Annotated in this window: 13 protein-coding genes, 1 riboswitch and 1 other annotated feature; of the genes, 10 read left to right on the top strand and 3 right to left on the bottom strand. The window is 37.1% G+C overall.

Annotated elements, in window-relative coordinates; genetic code table 11:
- The first annotated feature begins 172 nt into the window (after nucleotides 1-172).
- The 3 genes from ACIQXJ_RS17490 (at nucleotide 173) to ACIQXJ_RS17480 (ending at nucleotide 5035) form a co-directional block, all read left to right on the top strand.
- Entirely contained in the window at nucleotides 173-1846 is a 1674-nt protein-coding gene (locus tag ACIQXJ_RS17490) for a methyl-accepting chemotaxis protein (RefSeq protein WP_403056178.1), read from the top strand.
- A gap of 326 nt (nucleotides 1847-2172) precedes the next feature.
- Nucleotides 2173-3126: an L-threonine 3-dehydrogenase gene (locus ACIQXJ_RS17485; protein WP_403056181.1), complete on the top strand. Its 954-nt coding sequence runs from the start codon at nucleotides 2173-2175 to the stop codon at nucleotides 3124-3126.
- Nucleotides 3127-3409: 283 nt separating this feature from the next.
- Nucleotides 3410-5035 (top strand): long-chain fatty acid--CoA ligase, encoded by a 1626-nt coding sequence (locus ACIQXJ_RS17480; protein WP_403056184.1) that lies wholly within the window; start codon nucleotides 3410-3412, stop codon nucleotides 5033-5035.
- A gap of 148 nt (nucleotides 5036-5183) precedes the next feature.
- On the opposite strand, the gene trpB is transcribed toward ACIQXJ_RS17480, so the two are convergent.
- Together trpB and ACIQXJ_RS17470 are read right to left on the bottom strand one after the other, a co-directional pair.
- Nucleotides 5184-6347: a tryptophan synthase subunit beta gene (trpB, locus tag ACIQXJ_RS17475; protein WP_403056187.1), complete on the bottom strand. Its 1164-nt coding sequence runs from the start codon at nucleotides 6345-6347 to the stop codon at nucleotides 5184-5186.
- Between the two features lie 59 nt (nucleotides 6348-6406).
- Nucleotides 6407-6605, bottom strand: a binding site (T-box leader).
- A gap of 129 nt (nucleotides 6606-6734) precedes the next feature.
- Nucleotides 6735-7217: a QueT transporter family protein gene (locus ACIQXJ_RS17470; RefSeq protein ID WP_403056190.1), complete on the bottom strand. Its 483-nt coding sequence runs from the start codon at nucleotides 7215-7217 to the stop codon at nucleotides 6735-6737.
- Between the two features lie 6 nt (nucleotides 7218-7223).
- Nucleotides 7224-7268, bottom strand: a riboswitch (PreQ1 riboswitch).
- A 343-nt stretch (nucleotides 7269-7611) separates the two neighbouring features.
- On the opposite strand from ACIQXJ_RS17470, the gene ACIQXJ_RS17465 reads away from it, so the two are divergent.
- The 6 genes from ACIQXJ_RS17465 (at nucleotide 7612) to ACIQXJ_RS17440 (ending at nucleotide 14137) form a co-directional block, all read left to right on the top strand.
- The gene (locus ACIQXJ_RS17465) at nucleotides 7612-8223 is read left to right on the top strand and encodes a hypothetical protein (protein ID WP_403056193.1); all 612 of its coding nucleotides are present in this window, start codon (nucleotides 7612-7614) and stop codon (nucleotides 8221-8223) included.
- Between the two features lie 45 nt (nucleotides 8224-8268).
- On the top strand, nucleotides 8269-8784 hold the full coding sequence (locus ACIQXJ_RS17460; protein WP_403056196.1) for a hypothetical protein: 516 nt from the start codon (nucleotides 8269-8271) through the stop codon (nucleotides 8782-8784).
- Between the two features lie 708 nt (nucleotides 8785-9492).
- Nucleotides 9493-10515: an ABC transporter substrate-binding protein gene (locus tag ACIQXJ_RS17455; protein ID WP_403056199.1), complete on the top strand. Its 1023-nt coding sequence runs from the start codon at nucleotides 9493-9495 to the stop codon at nucleotides 10513-10515.
- Between the two features lie 280 nt (nucleotides 10516-10795).
- Nucleotides 10796-11821, top strand: a complete 1026-nt coding sequence (locus ACIQXJ_RS17450) for an ABC transporter permease (protein ID WP_403056202.1) — start codon at nucleotides 10796-10798, stop codon at nucleotides 11819-11821.
- A complete protein-coding gene (locus ACIQXJ_RS17445; RefSeq protein ID WP_403056205.1) occupies nucleotides 11814-12608 on the top strand; it encodes an ABC transporter ATP-binding protein in 795 nt (264 codons plus the stop codon). The genes ACIQXJ_RS17450 and ACIQXJ_RS17445 overlap by 8 nt, the downstream gene beginning before the upstream one ends.
- A 131-nt stretch (nucleotides 12609-12739) precedes the next feature.
- On the top strand, nucleotides 12740-14137 hold the full coding sequence (locus tag ACIQXJ_RS17440) for a DUF1565 domain-containing protein (protein ID WP_403056208.1): 1398 nt from the start codon (nucleotides 12740-12742) through the stop codon (nucleotides 14135-14137).
- A 268-nt stretch (nucleotides 14138-14405) separates the two neighbouring features.
- Here the strand turns inward: ACIQXJ_RS17440 and ilvA are convergent, their stop codons facing one another.
- Nucleotides 14406-15668: a threonine ammonia-lyase IlvA gene (gene ilvA / locus ACIQXJ_RS17435; RefSeq protein ID WP_403056211.1), complete on the bottom strand. Its 1263-nt coding sequence runs from the start codon at nucleotides 15666-15668 to the stop codon at nucleotides 14406-14408.
- Between the two features lie 286 nt (nucleotides 15669-15954).
- Between ilvA and ACIQXJ_RS17430 the strand changes: the two genes are divergently transcribed.
- Complete coding sequence (locus ACIQXJ_RS17430; RefSeq protein WP_401010873.1) at nucleotides 15955-16701, top strand: TerC family protein; 747 nt, start codon at nucleotides 15955-15957, stop codon at nucleotides 16699-16701.
- Nucleotides 16702-16734 lie beyond the last annotated feature (33 nt).

Genomic DNA, 16734 nt, shown 5'->3' with positions numbered 1-16734 from the left:
CTTTTGTTTTTTGGAAAAACCAACTAGTAATAGGGAACGAATGGAATTAAAGAAGGTTCCGTGTGAACATATGATAATTTCTTCAGATTTCTAGAAAATTTTACAAAAACATAATACTAGCTTTATATCTCCATACTATGATTAATGGTAAGAGTTGGAGAAGGAGCCGAAGATGATGCATTTTTTTCGTTATATTAAGGTAAAAGATAAGCTGCTTGTACTCATGATTGTTTGTGTACTATCAAATATCCTAATAGGTATATTTAGTGTAGATTATTTACGGAAAATGTCCTGGCATGCAAGTGAGAGTTATACCGAGGGGCTTGTACCGATTGGATGGCTAAATGAGCTAGAAGAAGCGCAAAGGCAATTGGATTTCTTAGTGGATTCCAGTGGTGACTACCAAGAGATGACAGCTATTCTAAATAATATTGAACAGCCTTTAGGTCATTTAGAAAAATTAACGATTGATAAAAAGATGAATCATCAGGTAAAGAAGTATAATACGATATTCGCGCAGCAGGTAGATTTAGTTGAAAACTATCAGCAGTTAAATTCAGAAGAACTTCAGCGATTTTATGAGCTGTCCTATTTGCCTGTAAGCCAACAAAGTCATTCAATTTTAGAAGAAACACAGAGCTACTTAGTTCAAAGAGCAGAGGAACAGCAGCAGGCTTACCAAAAGAATGTACAATTCGGTTATTGGTTATTAGGTAGCGTCTGTATGTTTGTTGTGCTATTAGTTATTTTCATTGGGTTGATTGCAACGAAAGCAGTCAATGTACCAACTAGGCAATTAAAATCACTATTAAAACGGGCTGAGCAAGGAGATTTTACAGCTAATGCGAGCTACGTGGCACATGATGAGCTAGGGGAAGTTGTACTGTCCTATAATCAGATGGCAACAGAAGTAAAGCAATTACTACATACGGTTACAAACAGTGCGCAAGAAGTAGAAGGTATGACAGAAAATTTGCAACAATCCTCTGAGCAATCTTCTACAACTACGCATAAAATTGCAAAAGATGTGCAAAATATTGCGGAGTTAACTACTGCTTCAACTACAAAATTAGCGTCTAATTCAGCTTCATTAGAAGAAGTACTAAATGGTGTACAGATTATATTAGAAAAGGTGCATCTTGTAGAGAGCTTTGCACATGACACTGCACACGAAGCCGAGAGTGGTACAGAAATTGTGCAAGCAAACTTAACACAAATTCAAGCTATTAAACAAGCGGTAGAAAAATCTAATACAGCTATTTTTAATTTAGTTGAACGTGCCGCTACAATTGACCAAATGGTTGAAGTAATCGAAAAAATAACAGCACAAACAAATTTACTTGCTTTGAATGCGTCCATAGAAGCTGCTAGAGCTGGCACGCATGGGCAAGGGTTCGCAGTCGTTGCGAACGAGGTGCGCAAGCTAGCGGAGCAAACAGTTCATTCAACTAATACGATTACGTCTATTGTGCAAAACATCCATACAGATTCTCACTATGCTGTTAAGATGATGGAAGGTGTATTAATTGCTACCGAAAAGGGTGTAAATGTAACTGCAGAAACAGCAACAAGCTTCAATCAAATATTAGAAAAAGTGAATAATATCCAGCCTTATATAGTTGAGGTATCGTCGACAGTTCAAGAAATAGCTGAGCATACGAAAAAAGTTAACGAAGATGCAGAGATGTTGACATCTCTTTCCGATACGAATGCTGCCTCGACCAAACATGTGGCTAAGTTAACTGCAGATCAATTAAATGCACAGCAACAATTTCATAATTATATAAAAGAATTACGAAAAGTTTCGAAGGTTTTGCAAATTGCTGTGAAACGCTTTTCAATTTAATGAAAAAATAAATTAAGAAATGAAGAACCTCTTGACTTTAAAAGTGCAAAGAGGTTCTTTTATTTATGTAAAAAAATAGATAATTGTATTTATGGAAAGTACAAATGTGTTTTTAATGAATGTGTCAGAACAATTTTAATACAAAATCATATACTGATAACAAGGCGTTTTATGTTCTTTTTTAGAAAATTGCACATATTGTTGTTGTATTTTTAATATGAACACTTTATAATAAAATTCATCAAAAGTGTTATTAAATCAATGTTTTAGTATAAAATATTGTGCTTCTCAGGAGTACAATTGTTCATATGTGGAGGTTTAGAGAAATGGAAAAGATTATGGTTACAGGTGCTCTTGGTCAAATAGGCTCTGAGCTAGTAGAAAAACTTCGTAGTATTTATGGAGAGGACAACGTATTAGCGACGGATATACGAAAGCTTGAACATACAAAGGGTCCATTCGAAGTACTGGACGTGACAGATGGACAAAGGATGCATGATTTAGCTAAGGATTTTGGGGCAGATACGATGATGCATTTGGCAGCATTATTATCTGCAACAGCGGAAAGAAATCCGTTACTTGCCTGGAATTTAAACATGGGTGGTCTGATGAATGCGTTAGAAGTTTCCCGTGAGTTAAATTTACAATTTTTCACACCAAGTTCAATCGGTGCATTTGGGCCATCTACACCTAAGGATGATACACCACAAGATACGTTACAGCGCCCAACAACTATGTATGGTGTTAACAAAGTAGCCGGTGAATTATTATGTGACTATTATTTCAATCGTTTTGGTGTAGATACACGTGGGGTACGTTTCCCAGGTTTAATTTCTTATGTAACTCCTCCTGGAGGCGGTACGACAGACTATGCGGTTGAAATATTTTATGAAGCAATTCAGCAAGGGAAGTATACATCGTATATTCAAGAAGGCACTTACATGGATATGATGTATATGCCAGATGCATTACAAGCTATTGTAGATTTAATGGAAGCTGACAGTAGCAAGTTAATTCACCGTAATGCTTTTAATATTACTGCGATGAGTTTTGAACCATCTCAAATAGCGGCTGAAATTAAAAAGCATTTGCCACAATTCCGTATGGATTATAAGGTGGATCCAGTGCGTCAGGCGATTGCTGACAGTTGGCCAAACTCTATAAATACAGAGGCAGCTAAAAATGAATGGGGCTTCAAAGCAGAATATGATTTAGCTAAAATGACGGTCGATATGTTAGAGAAATTAAAAATTAAGCTGCAAAAAAAGGCTATTTCATAAAAAACATATATTAAATCAGAAGTTTGTACTATAAAGCAGGTGAGGAAAACAAATTTGTTTTCTTCGCCTGTTTTTTTGTCGAGAAAAGATATGAATGGATGTATTGGAAAAGATGGATAAGAAAGAAAAAGTGAGTATGAAAAAGAAAATTTTTGGAATATATAGCATAGTAATTAATTTTTTAATATAATCATATTCAGAATATTAATATTATTCTGTCAAATTTGATATTAGTATTCTACAAAGTTTGGGGGAATTCACAAGAAGAAGGGATGAATGTTTTATGATGCAAGCACCGTTAGTATTAACAAACTTTTTTAAGCGAGCAGAAAGTTATTTTGCTAGAAAGACAATCGTGTCACGTACAAGCCCACATAAAATTCACCGTTTAACATATGGAGAATGGGCAAAAAGAACGCGTCGATTAGCAGATGCGCTTACAAAGCTGGGGATGGAAAAGGGGAAGAAGATTGGTTCCTTCGCTTGGAATCAGCATCGCCACTTAGAGGCGTATTTTGCGGTGCCATGTGCTGGTGCTATATTGCATATGGTCAATATTCGATTATCAGAAGAACATTTAATTTATATTATTAACCATGCGGAAGATGAGATTTTAATGATCGATGAAGATCTTGTCCCTATCATTGAAAATATTGCATCTGAGTTAAAGACAGTAAAACACTATATTATTATGACAGATTTAGATACTCTACCAGAGACAACATTACCAAATGCTTTGTCTTATGAGGAATTATTAGCATCTGCGGATGAAAACTTCGAATTTCCGGATGATTTAGAAGAAGAAGCACCTGCTGGTATGTGTTATACAAGTGCAACGACAGGGAATCCGAAAGGGGTTGTTTATTCACATCGTGGCTTAGTGCTACACAGTATGATGCTTAGCATGTCCGATTCCATGGGTATTGCTGAGCGTGATGTGGTAATGCCAATTGTGCCGATGTTCCATGCGAATGCATGGGGTTTACCATTTGCGAGTGTTAATGTGGGAGCAAGTCAAGTATTGCCTGGTCCTCAATTTACTTCTGATTTAATTTTAGATTTAGTGGAGCAAGAAAAGGTGACATTAACAGCAGGTGTACCGACAATTTGGATTGGTGCATTACAGGAACAGGAGAAGCGGGAGCGAGATATTAGTTCGCTACGTGCGATTTGTTGTGGTGGTTCGGCATCACCAACACGTTTAATTCGTACTTTTGAAGAAAAGTACGGTATTCCGTATATCGTTGTCTATGGGATGACAGAGACGACACCGATCGTTGCATTATCGAATTATATGTCATGGATGGATGAATGGCCGATTGAAAAGCGAATTGAAGCGCGTGCTATGCAAGGTATGACGATGGCTGGTATTGAGTCTAGTATTGTCAATGATAATGGAGAGGTGCCGTGGGATGGTGAGACGATGGGGGAATTACGTCTACGTGGTCCATGGATTTCACATGAATACTACCGTGATGAGCGTACTAAAGATGCATATCGAGATGGTTGGTTATTTACAGGAGATATTGCGGTACGAACGGCGGATGGCTTTATTAAAATTACCGATCGTACAAAAGATTTAATTAAATCTGGCGGGGAATGGATTTCATCCGTAGATTTAGAAAATGCATTAATGACACATGACGCTATTTTTGAAGCAGCAGTAATTGCCATTCCGCATGCCAAATGGCAAGAACGCCCGCTTGCTTGCGTAGTTTTAAAAGAAGGGATGTCAGCAACGGAAGAAGAATTGTTAGCATTTTTAGAAAGTCAATTTGCGAAATGGTGGGTGCCAGACGATATTGTATTTTTGGATGAAATACCAAAAACGTCTGTCGGTAAATTCTTAAAAGCAAAGTTACGTGACAATGTGGCGGAAATTTATCCGAAATTAAGTACGCTTGTGTGACATGAAAAAAGGCATCGAGAATATATTTCTCGATGCCTTTGTTTTTTTAGTCTTATAATTGTATTGGAATGGTATTTTTATAACAATCATAGCCGTTGATTGGAGTGAAACGCATCTACGCAACGAAAATCAACCGCTTTTGGAGCTATTATTTATTCAACATATTAAAAACCTGTTCAACGTCTTTATCACCGCGACCTGAAATATTAATGATAATACTCTCTTCAGATGATAAAGTTGGAGCTAATTTTAATGCATGTGCAACAGCATGCGAGCTTTCCAGTGCAGGAATAATTCCTTCAACTTTAGAAAGCACTTGAAATGCTTCAAGTACTTCTTCGTTTGTAACTGTTACATACTCACCGCGACCGATTGTTTTTAAATAACTATGTTCAGGTCCTGCGCCAGGATAGTCAAGACCAGCGGCGATAGAATACGTTGGCAGTGGATTGCCTTGTGCATCCTGCAATAGTAAGCATTTGAAACCATGTAATTCACCTGGAGTACCTTCATTTAATGTCGCTGCTTTATCGGGCTCAATACCGATTAAGCGAACTCCTTCATCAGCGATATATTCTGCAAATGCACCAATTGCATTACTGCCTCCACCAACACAAGCAAGCACTGCTGCAGGGAGCTTACCTTCTTTTTCTAAAATTTGTTCACGACTTTCTCGGCTAATAACCGATTGGAAATGCTTCACCATTGAAGGGAAAGGATGTGGTCCTACCGCAGAGCCTAATAAATAGAAAGTTGTTTCATAGTTTTCTACTAAATCAGCAAATGCCTCGTCTACTGCATCTTTTAGACGACCTTGCCCTTTATCAACCGCAACGACTTTAGCACCGAGTAGCTCCATACGGAATACGTTTAATGCTTGACGCTTTGTATCTTCTAGCCCCATATAGACTGTACAATCCATGCCAAACATTGCACAAGCTGTTGCTGTGGCAACACCATGTTGACCTGCACCTGTTTCTGCTATTACACGATTAGCACCCATACGTTTTGCAAGTAATATTTGACCTAGTACATTATTAATTTTATGAGAACCAGTATGATTAAGATCTTCACGCTTTAAATAAATTTTAGCGCCACCTAATTGCTCTGTTAAGTTCTCAGCAAAATATAGTGGCGATTTACGTCCTATATACTCACGAAAATAATAATCTAGTTCATTATTAAAATCTGCATCATCCTTATATTTTTGGAAATTCTCATCTAAAATATTTAAAACATTTTGAAGCTCTTCAGGAACGAAGCTGCCTCCAAATTCACCAAAATATCCTTTTTGCTCGACTGTTGTACTCATCTACTCTCGACTCCTCTATTCTAATTTTCCATAAAAAAAACCCACTTCAATCCCTCTATAAAAAGGACGAGTAACCGTGGTGCCACCTTTATTCGCAAAATTGCGCGCTTGTGTACTCCTGTAACGGGGAGTTAGTTCGGCCACATTTTACTGAGGCTGCTCCAAAGTCCATTCACAAGTTCATACTACTGATTTGCACCTGCCATCAGCTCTCTAAAAGTACAAATTCTTGCTACTATTCTTCTTCATAGCATTTATTATTGAAAAATTTTAAAGTATTTTCAAAATAGTGTCAAGAAAAAGAAAATGGATTCTTGATGCAAGGATTAACGAAGTCGCAAAAGCTTTGTGAGGACAAAAAAAGACGAATCTAAAAAGACTCGTCTGTTAAATCAAGTTTTTGAAATTTAAGCGTTTATTGAGCATATACATAATCGGCGCACCGACTGCTAATACAACAAATTCACCTGCTGCGACTGTTAACCATGTCCAAAAGAATGGTAATTCCAGTGCTAAGTTCAGTTCGAAGGCGATGATAAACATCGTGCAAGTAAATAATAAGGTGTTAATGATTAACCGTGCCCATGTATTTTTTACAAATTTACAAATAACAATAAATAGGCCAAGTGTAATCATTGTCTGTCCAACGCCGAAAACTAAATCGTAAGCACCGAGTGGTGAAAATAAATTAGAAATAAAGACACCCATAATAATCCCAACGGCAAAGCGAGGGTTAAAGGCAACTAAATGATTAAAAATTTCCGAAACGCGGAATTGCACCTCTGTAAACCCGAATGGTGCGACTAGTAAAGTAACAGCAATATAAAGCGCGGCAATAATGCCACTTGCTGCTAAAAATTTCACTTTCATATTCATTTCTCCTTAGTTTTTTTTCGTGGGATGGTTACGAACCACGTAGAGCAAGTGCAATCATACCAGTGTTCATGCGGGTTTGTAAATAGCTATGTGTAAAATGTGTAAAGCTAGAATATTCGTAGTATTGCATCTATTGGGTGAGGTATAAGAATTACCAATTTTTAAGTGTAAGGTACTGGTCTACCGACAGAAAAAATGTCGGTTGAAATGTCGGTATTGGATTCGATAAAATTAAATTAACTCGAGTATATTTAAATTTGCTATAGCAAACATTTCAGATGACTTAAGTAATAAAAGTTGAATTTGGAAAAGGAAAAAGGCGTGCAATGAGGATACTTAAATTCACACTATATCTTTTGATTTTTTTCTATTAGTTGATTCGGATGTAATGGCTAATGATGATACTAATTCAAATGTAATCAATATATTAGATGGGAAAAATATGAGTGAGGAAGAGTTGGATGAAATTTTGAATTCAGATGAAGAGTTTATTGTTGAACTTACAGATGAGCAAGTTGCTGAACAATATGCAAAAATTAAAGGCGTCTCTTTAGAAGAGGCTTATGAAGCTATGTCAGATAATTTAGTTCAATCTAATTCTAGAGCAAAAAGGTCTCTTGCGCCAAAATCTTCATGTAGCTGGTTAGCTACTAGTACACCGATAACAATTCCCAATAGATCCTATAAACCAACTCTTCTTGTATATCTGAATGTGTGCCGTGGTGGTGGTGCACAATATATAGATACAAATACGAAAACACTTCTTCAAGAGTTTCGAGCAAACCCAATATCTTTTCAAGGTACAATAGTAGTTGAATTATACAATGGTCATTTTTATTATACAGTGAATGGAAATTTTTATGATTCTACATCAACTACACATACAGGCACTACTGGAGTCACTACAATTTTCAGTGCTACTTATTCAGTTGCCTCAACGAGTAATTATTATGCATCGTTAACAATCTTAAGGACAAAACGGGATGTATTAGGTTATTAGTTAGGTAAAGTAAAATGAACTTATCCGTAACTGGAGGGATGTCGTTTGAAGAAAATTGCATCTTTGGTTATCGGGGTTTTAATCTGTTTAGTTGGGTGTGTAAATACAGAATTTGGAATTTATCAAGGGCGAGATTTAAAAATTGGGGTAATTGGGGCGATTCCAGAAGTAAGGGAAGAAAATATAGATTTTCAAGATATTACTTTTGAGGAGTTAAAAAATAATACGGAATCCCTATCTAAAGAGCTAGATGCTATTATGATTATGAAAGAATTTTTACAAGAAGCAGATGATGACCAATATGTAGCTGCTTATAGGTCGTTAAAAATTCCTACATTTTTTATGCAAACGACTAAAGTACATGTACCATTTGTCAATGAAGGTGCTCAGTATGATGATATTATCGATGTTGACCCTGCTAATTTCGCAACAGGATTTCTCGATTTAGGAACAGATGAGAAAATTAAAGAACATACATGGAGATATAAGTTGGAAAAGAAAGAGAATATTCAAGATGTTTACTCGCGAATTTTTGCTACTATTGAATCTGTAAGTAATTAATTCAAATGGCGCAGTGAAGGCAGACCCCTGCACTCAATGCAAGATGCGGACACCTCGCACGCTTCCGGCTTATGGTGTGCCCGCGGAAAGCACCAGCCGAATTGGATATCAACGATATAGCAAAAGGATTTTAATTAATGGTAACTTTCCGTTTTGCCAAATGAATGAAGCTTTAGCTATTTCACTCTTTTGCAATAGTGAAATATAGAAGTGAACACTAGTTGATGGTAGCGAAGGGGGGTGACTCCTGCGGGAACAGCACACGATTTTAGACGCAACAATCCGCGCGTTAGCGAGGGTTGCGGCTTATGGTGTGCCCGCGGAAAGCACCAGCCGTAGCCGACATCAGCGATCTAGTAAAAAAGCGTTAGATTGACTGTGGTTAATCTAACGTTTTTTCTCTTTTGTCCCAAACTCTATTATGGTCTTATAGACTTTTGGATTAGGGAAGTAACCTGTAAATTTCGAAAAATTGCCATACAATTATTTATTATATTACAAAAGAATTATAGAACGAGAAATACAGCAATTTAGCGGTTTAAAGCGCAAAATTGAATGAAAAGGTAAAATATTTTGTCAAATATAAAAGTCAGAACATTCATAATGTTGTTGACGAATATCAATAATAACGATAATATAGCGATACATTCACACTTTGCTAGAGTGAAGTGTGATAGATAATAGAGATATTAGTCGGGGGGATTAATTGTGAAGCGCAATATGACAAAACTGTCGTTCCTATTATTTGGATTAGTATTACTGCTTGCTGCTTGTGGTAGCGGTGGTTCTAGTTCAACTGATTCAAAAGGCGACGAAAAGAATAATGCAAGTGAGAGCGGTAGTGTAGATCAAAAAACATATAAAATCGGGATTACTCAAATTGTTGAGCATCCATCTTTAAATGCTGGAACGGAAGGCTTTAAAAAAGCAATTGAAGACTCTGGTCTAAAAGTGGAATATAATCAACAAATTGCACAAGGTGATAACAGTCTGAATACGACAATTGCCAACAACTTAGTAAGTGATGGCGTAGATTTAATTTTTGCTAACTCTACACCTTCTGCACAAGCGGCAGCGACTGCAACTAGTGAAACGCCAATTATCTTTACTTCGGTAACAGACGCAGTTGGTGCGCAACTAATTGAATCAATGGAGAAACCAGGGAAAAATGTAACAGGTACGATTGATTTACACCCTGAAACGATTGCTAAAACGGTAGCATTCTTAAAAGAGCTAGGTGCTAAAAATGTAGGTATGGTCTACAATGCTGGTGAGCAAAATTCAGTAGCACAAGTAACAGAAGTGAAAAAGGCTATGGCCGAGCAAGGGCTTGAAGTAAAAGAAGCTTCAGCTGCAACGTCAGCGGATGTAAAACAAGCTGCTGAATCATTAATTGGTAAAGTAGATGCATTCTATATCATTACAGATAATACAGTAGTTTCTGCATTAGAATCTGTCATTGATGTTGCTAATGCAAATAAATTACCACTTATTGTAGGAGAACTTGATTCTGTGGAACGTGGTGGCTTAGCGGCATTCGGCTTTGAGTACTATGATATCGGTTATGAGGCTGGTCAAATGGCTGTGAAAATTTTAAAAGGTGAGGCTACGGCTGCTGATACACCAGCTCAATATCCTCAAAACTTAAAATTAGTAGTGAATAAAAAAGTAGCTGATGATTTAGGAATCGAAATTAAAGATTCTTGGGGCGCAGAGCTTTTAGAGAAATAATGCATAAGTGAAGTCAATGTTAAGCTGAAGCGGGGGAGGATTAACCCCGCTTTATCTTCATTTTAACTTGCTTCTGCAGAAGTCTGTTGCTTCTATAGTGGGGAATGAATGCCAAAGTACTACCAATACAGCGGGATTTAAAACCTAGCTGAGTCAAGATAAAGCCCACGGCGGATGCCATAGATTTTGAGTTGCTTTTCGAGCAAACTCGAAAAAATAAAGAGGCAATTACGACGAGACGTGAATGATACGATAATTTTTTTTAGGAGATGATTCAACGATGTTTACAGCAATATTTGGCTCAGTGGAGCAAGGAATCATCTATGCAATTATGGCACTCGGTGTGTACTTAACATTCCGTGTGTTAGATTTTCCGGATTTAACGGTTGATGGAAGCTTTGTAACAGGGGCGGCAACAGCAGCGACAATGATTCTGCTTGGCTACCACCCAATCTTAGCGACTTTAGTGGCAATTGTTGCTGGATTTATTGCAGGATGTATGACAGGAATTCTTCACACAAAAGGGAAGATCAATCCGCTTTTATCAGGGATTTTAATGATGATTGCCTTGTATTCTATTAACCTACGTATCATGGGGTTAACTGCAGAAAATACGATAGGTCGTCCGAATATTCCATTATTAAACTCTGAAACGTTATTTTCAAAGTTTCAAACATTTTGGAGTAATTTAGGTATTGATGATGCATTAAATAACGTATTAAAAAGCATCGGCATTCAGCAAGTACCGTCAACTTGGGGTACGTTGATTGTAGTTTTACTCATCACGATTTTAATTAAATTTATTGCAGACTGGTTCTTAAAAACTGAGGTCGGGCTAGCTATCCGAGCAACAGGTGATAATAAACGTATGATTCGTAGCTTCTCTGCGAATACAGATACTCTTATTATTCTTGGGCTAGGTCTTTCAAATGCACTTGTCGCATTTTCTGGAGCTTTAATCGCACAATATTCGAAGTTCTCGGATGTTAGTATGGGGATCGGTATGATTGTTATCGGCCTTGCTTCTGTCATTATAGGTGAAGCAATCTTTGGCACAAAAACAATTATGCGAACTACTTTAGCTGTAATCGCAGGTGCTATTATTTACCGCATCATTTTAGCGTTAGCATTACGCGTTGATTTCCTTGATTCAGGCGATATGAAATTAATCACTGCTATTATCGTTATTTTAGCGCTTGTCGTACCGCAGTTTGTCGATAAAAATAAAGAACGAAAGCGCAAAGCAAAGCGTGCAGCAGAACGTACTCAAAAACCGGTAGAGCGGGGGGGAAAAGGCCTTGCTTAAATTAGACGGCATTAACAAAATTTTTAATGAAGGTACACCTGATGAAAAAATTGCACTTGCTGAAATAAACCTGCATTTAAAACCAGGCGATTTCGTTACAATTATCGGTAGTAATGGTGCTGGTAAATCAACAATGATGAATATGATTTCAGGCGCGTTAACACCTGACTTTGGTTCTGTTTTAATAGACGGTAATAACGTGACGGGATTGCCCGAATATAAACGCTCGCATTTTATTGGGCGAGTGTTTCAGGACCCTATGGCGGGGACAGCACCAACAATGACGATTGAAGAAAATTTAGCACTTGCTTATTCAAGAAATAAGAGTCGAGGATTACGCATTGGCGTTGATAAGAAGCGCCGACAATTTTTTAAGGAATCATTAGAGATGCTTGGCTTAAACTTGGAAAATCGTCTATCGGCTAAGGTTGGTCTTCTTTCTGGTGGTGAGCGTCAGGCGTTATCACTTTTAATGGCCACGTTTACGAAGCCATCGATTTTATTGCTAGATGAGCATACAGCGGCACTTGATCCTTCGCGTGCTGAGCTTATTACGCGCATTACGAAGCATTTAGTTGAAAAGGATAACCTTACAACGCTGATGGTAACCCACAATATGCAACAAGCATTGGATTTAGGAAATCGCCTCATTATGATGGATAAAGGTCAAATCATTTTGGAAGTCGGTGAGGATCGTAAACACCAACTAACAATTCCAGATTTAATGGCTGAATTTGAACGCATCCGTGGCGAGAAAATGAATTCAGACCGTGCGTTGCTAGGATAAAGATTAAACGCCCATACATTAGTATGGGCGTTTTTATTGTCCTAGTGTAAATTCAGAATTGTTTGGGTGCCTGGCACTTAAATTAAATGTATTATTAAAGTTATGAAATATATTCAATAAGGAATGATTTAATGAAAAAAATTTGTTTTTTCCTCTTGGTTGCAGCTGCTATGGTGATTGTCTTTGTTTTAAACAATAATGAAGATAAGCAGGATCAAACTATTTACGTTGCGACAAATGGAAATGATCAAAATGTTGGTACAAAATCAAAGCCATTTCGAACATTAAAAAAAGCGGCTTCAGAAGCAAATCCCGGTACTACTGTCCTCATACGAAAAGGAATTTATTATGAAAAACTTGTCGTAAAACAAAGTGGCACCAAGGCGAAACCAATTACATTTAAAGCCTACAACAAGGAGAGGGTTGTTCTTAGTGGAAAGGACTTAAAGGATGATGAAGGGGATACAGCCTTAGTGGTATTAAATAATAAAAATTACGTGACCATCAGTGGACTAACTATCCAGGATTTATCTACTGATTTAGCAGACGAAACAGTAATGGGTATTTATGTAACAGGTTCTAGCAGCCATATTACACTAGAAAATAATCATGTGCAAAGCATTGAAACCCATGCAGATGATGGAAATGGCCATGGGATGGCTATATACGGAACTGGCACAATGAAAGATATACATATTTTAAATAATACGTTGGAGGACTTGAAACTAGGGGCAAGTGAATCTCTTGTTCTAAATGGAAATATTGACGGTTTTAAAGTAGAAAATAATATAGTTCGCCGTAGTGATAATATCGGGATTGATCTAATTGGTTATGAAGGTATTTCAAATGATAAAAAAGTGGACTTTGTGCGGAATGGCATCGTAAAGAATAATGTAGTTTATGAAATATCCTCTTACGGCAATCCAGCTTATGGGGAGGATTATGCTGCTGGTGGAATTTATGTAGATGGTGGAAAAAATATAACCATTGAAAAGAATACCGTTTATAAAAGTGATATTGGAATAGAAGCAACCTCTGAACATGCTAAAAAATACGCTGATAACATTAAAATAATAAACAATATTATTTATGAAAACTTTTACACTGGGATATCGATTGGTGGGTATGATGAAGATCGGGGAGGTACGATCAATTCGACTATCTCTCAAAATATTCTTTACCGAAATGACACGAAGGGGCTTGAAGGGGGACAGCTATTATTACAACATGATACAAAAAACAATGTGATAGAAAAAAATGTTTTAACCGCTGGTCCATCGCGGATTTTTATCTCCAACTATTTTACAACCAATCAAAAAAATAAACTACAAAAGAATGTATTTCATAAAGAAAAAGGAGAAAAGGGTATTTGGATATGGAAAGAGGAAGAATATACATCTTTTCCCAAATTTCAAAAAGCCTCAAAAAGTGATGAGAAGTCAAGCTATATAGACCCGAAATATCAAAATGCAAACAAATATGATTTTCGGTTAAAAGAGGATTCGCCTGCCAAAAAAATTGTATACTAATTTTGAAATTTTTAGGACTCGTATTGTCCCTATTTGTAGGGTGGGTCTATGCTATGTTCTTGGGGAGCTTACTAATGGCAGAATTCAGAATTGTTTGGGTGACTGACACTAAATTCCGCGGGCACAATGTAGCCGCAACCGTCGCTGTCGCGACTGTTACGTCATACATTTTGTGCAGTTCCCGCAGGAGTCTATGTGGATTTTTACTTGGTGATTAAAAATATGCTACTGGTGGAATTCAGAATTGTTTGAGTGCCTGGCACTACCCTTATACGAGTAATCCAAATAATTGGATATCATTATTTACTTCTTTGTAGTTGAAGCCAAATTCTTTCATACGTCTTAGTAATCCTTCATAGTCATCGCGATTACCAAGCTCAATGCCTACTAACGCAGGGCCGCTTTCCTTGTTGTTTTTCTTTGTATATTCAAAAGTAGTAATATCATCATTTGGCCCTACAACACTTGTAAGGAATTGGCGTAGTGCACCTGCACGTTGTGGGAAACTTACGATGAAGTAGTATAGTAATCCTTCATGAATTAAAGATTTTTCTTTAATTTCTTGCATACGCCCAATGTCATTATTACCACCGCTAATAATAACGACGACAGATTTGCCTTTAATTTCTTCTTTATAGCTGTCGAGAGCAGCGACTGATAATGCGCCAGCTGGTTCAGCGATAATAGCATGTTTATTGTACAAATCTAATATTGTTGTACATACTTTTCCTTCGGGTACGAGTACGATATCGTCTAAGTAACGACGACAAACATCATATGTGTGGTGACCGACGCATTTTACGGCAGCACCATCAACGAATTTGTCAATCCAATCAAGAGCCACTGCACCGCCCTCTGCAAACGCGGCCTTCATACTGCCTGCGCCAGCTGGCTCTACACCGATAATTTTACTGTTGGGGGAGAGGTTTTTCACATAAGCTGAAACACCTGACATTAATCCGCCACCGCCAATACTACCGAATACATAGTCGATTGGTTCTTCCATGTCATTCATTATTTCAACAGCGACAGTTCCTTGTCCAGCGATGACGTCGAAATCATCGAAAGGGTGGATAAAGATTTTATCTTGTTCCTCACAATAGACCATTGCACTTTCAGCAGCATCATCAAACGTATCTCCTGCTAAAATAATTTCAACATAATCACGACCAAACATTCGGACTTGGTCGATTTTTTGTTTAGGGGTAGTTTGAGGCATAAAAATGCTGGCTTGAATCTTTAGTTGTGCACAGGCATACGCAACACCTTGCGCATGATTTCCGGCGCTTGCACAAACTACACCTGCTTCGCGAGCTTCTTCCTCAATTTTTTTAATTTTATAGTAAGCACCACGTAGTTTAAAAGAGCGAACATGTTGTAAATCTTCACGTTTGAAATAAATGTGGGCTCCATATTTCTCCGATAAATAATCGTTTTTCTGCAGCGGTGTATGCACCACTACATCTTTTAAAAAGTGATGTGCAATTAAAATATTTTCTACTTGCACAGTTTTAGTATCAGCTACTTCCATAGTATTCATCCTCCGTTTTACGTATAAAACATTCATCTATGATAGCATATTTTTCTCTATTTTTGTTATAAATTTTTAGTAAATTCTAAATTTTCGGTGTCTATTTTTATCATAGTGTATTATTGGGGCAGCATAATCTGTTATGTTCGAGAAAAAACGTCCGTTATTCGAGTTTAGTAGTCATTGAATTGTTATAAATTTTTAAAAATGATAAGTGGGTGACACCTCATAACGATGATTGGCGAGCATATACTAGATTAGTTTAGGACAAGTAGGGGGGAAGCAGTTGGACATTATTCATGGGATACTATCTACATATATGCAATTTTTCGATTGGGACATGTGGAAAAAAGTATTGGCAGATCCAGTATCGTGGGGATTAATTTCATCGCTCATTGTAATTGAGGGATTACTTTCAGCAGATAATGCCCTCGTACTAGCGGTACTTGTCAAACATTTACCGGATAAGCAACGTAAACGGGCATTAATGTATGGGATGCTTGGCGCTTATTTTTTCCGTTTTTTATTTATTGGAATTGGTGTGTATCTAGTAGAATTCTGGTTTATTAAAGTGTTGGGGGCTTTATATTTAGGATGGATTAGTATTGCTCATTTTTTACAACTAGGACAAGAGGATAGTGTCAAAGAAGTAAAAAAGTCCGGAGTAATGGTACGTATTTTTGGCGTATTTTGGGCAACGGTTATTTCTGTAGAGTTAATGGATATTGCCTTTTCAATTGATTCAATATTTGCTGCCTTTGCGATATCTGATCAAGTTTGGGTACTATTAATAGGCGGAATGATAGGTATTTTAATGATGCGAACAATAGCAGGTTTATTTTTAATTATAATTGAAAAAATACCAGAGCTAGAGGCAACGGCTTTTATCATTATTGGCATCATTGCACTTAAGATGTTAGTGACTGTGTTTGGTATATATGTACCTCATTATTTGTTTTTTGTTATATTAGTGATTGCCTTTGTTTTGACGATGATTGTGCATGTGTTCAATAAATTAAAAGTAGCTAAATAAAAACGGTTGTGACCTCTTTAGGGCACAACCGCT

This window comes from Lysinibacillus sp. NPDC097868 (assembly GCF_044761135.1).
In the GTDB taxonomy this organism is placed as follows: domain Bacteria; phylum Bacillota; class Bacilli; order Bacillales_A; family Planococcaceae; genus Lysinibacillus.
Note: the sequence above shows the minus strand (reverse complement) of the source record. Positions and strands in the feature narration are given on the sequence as shown.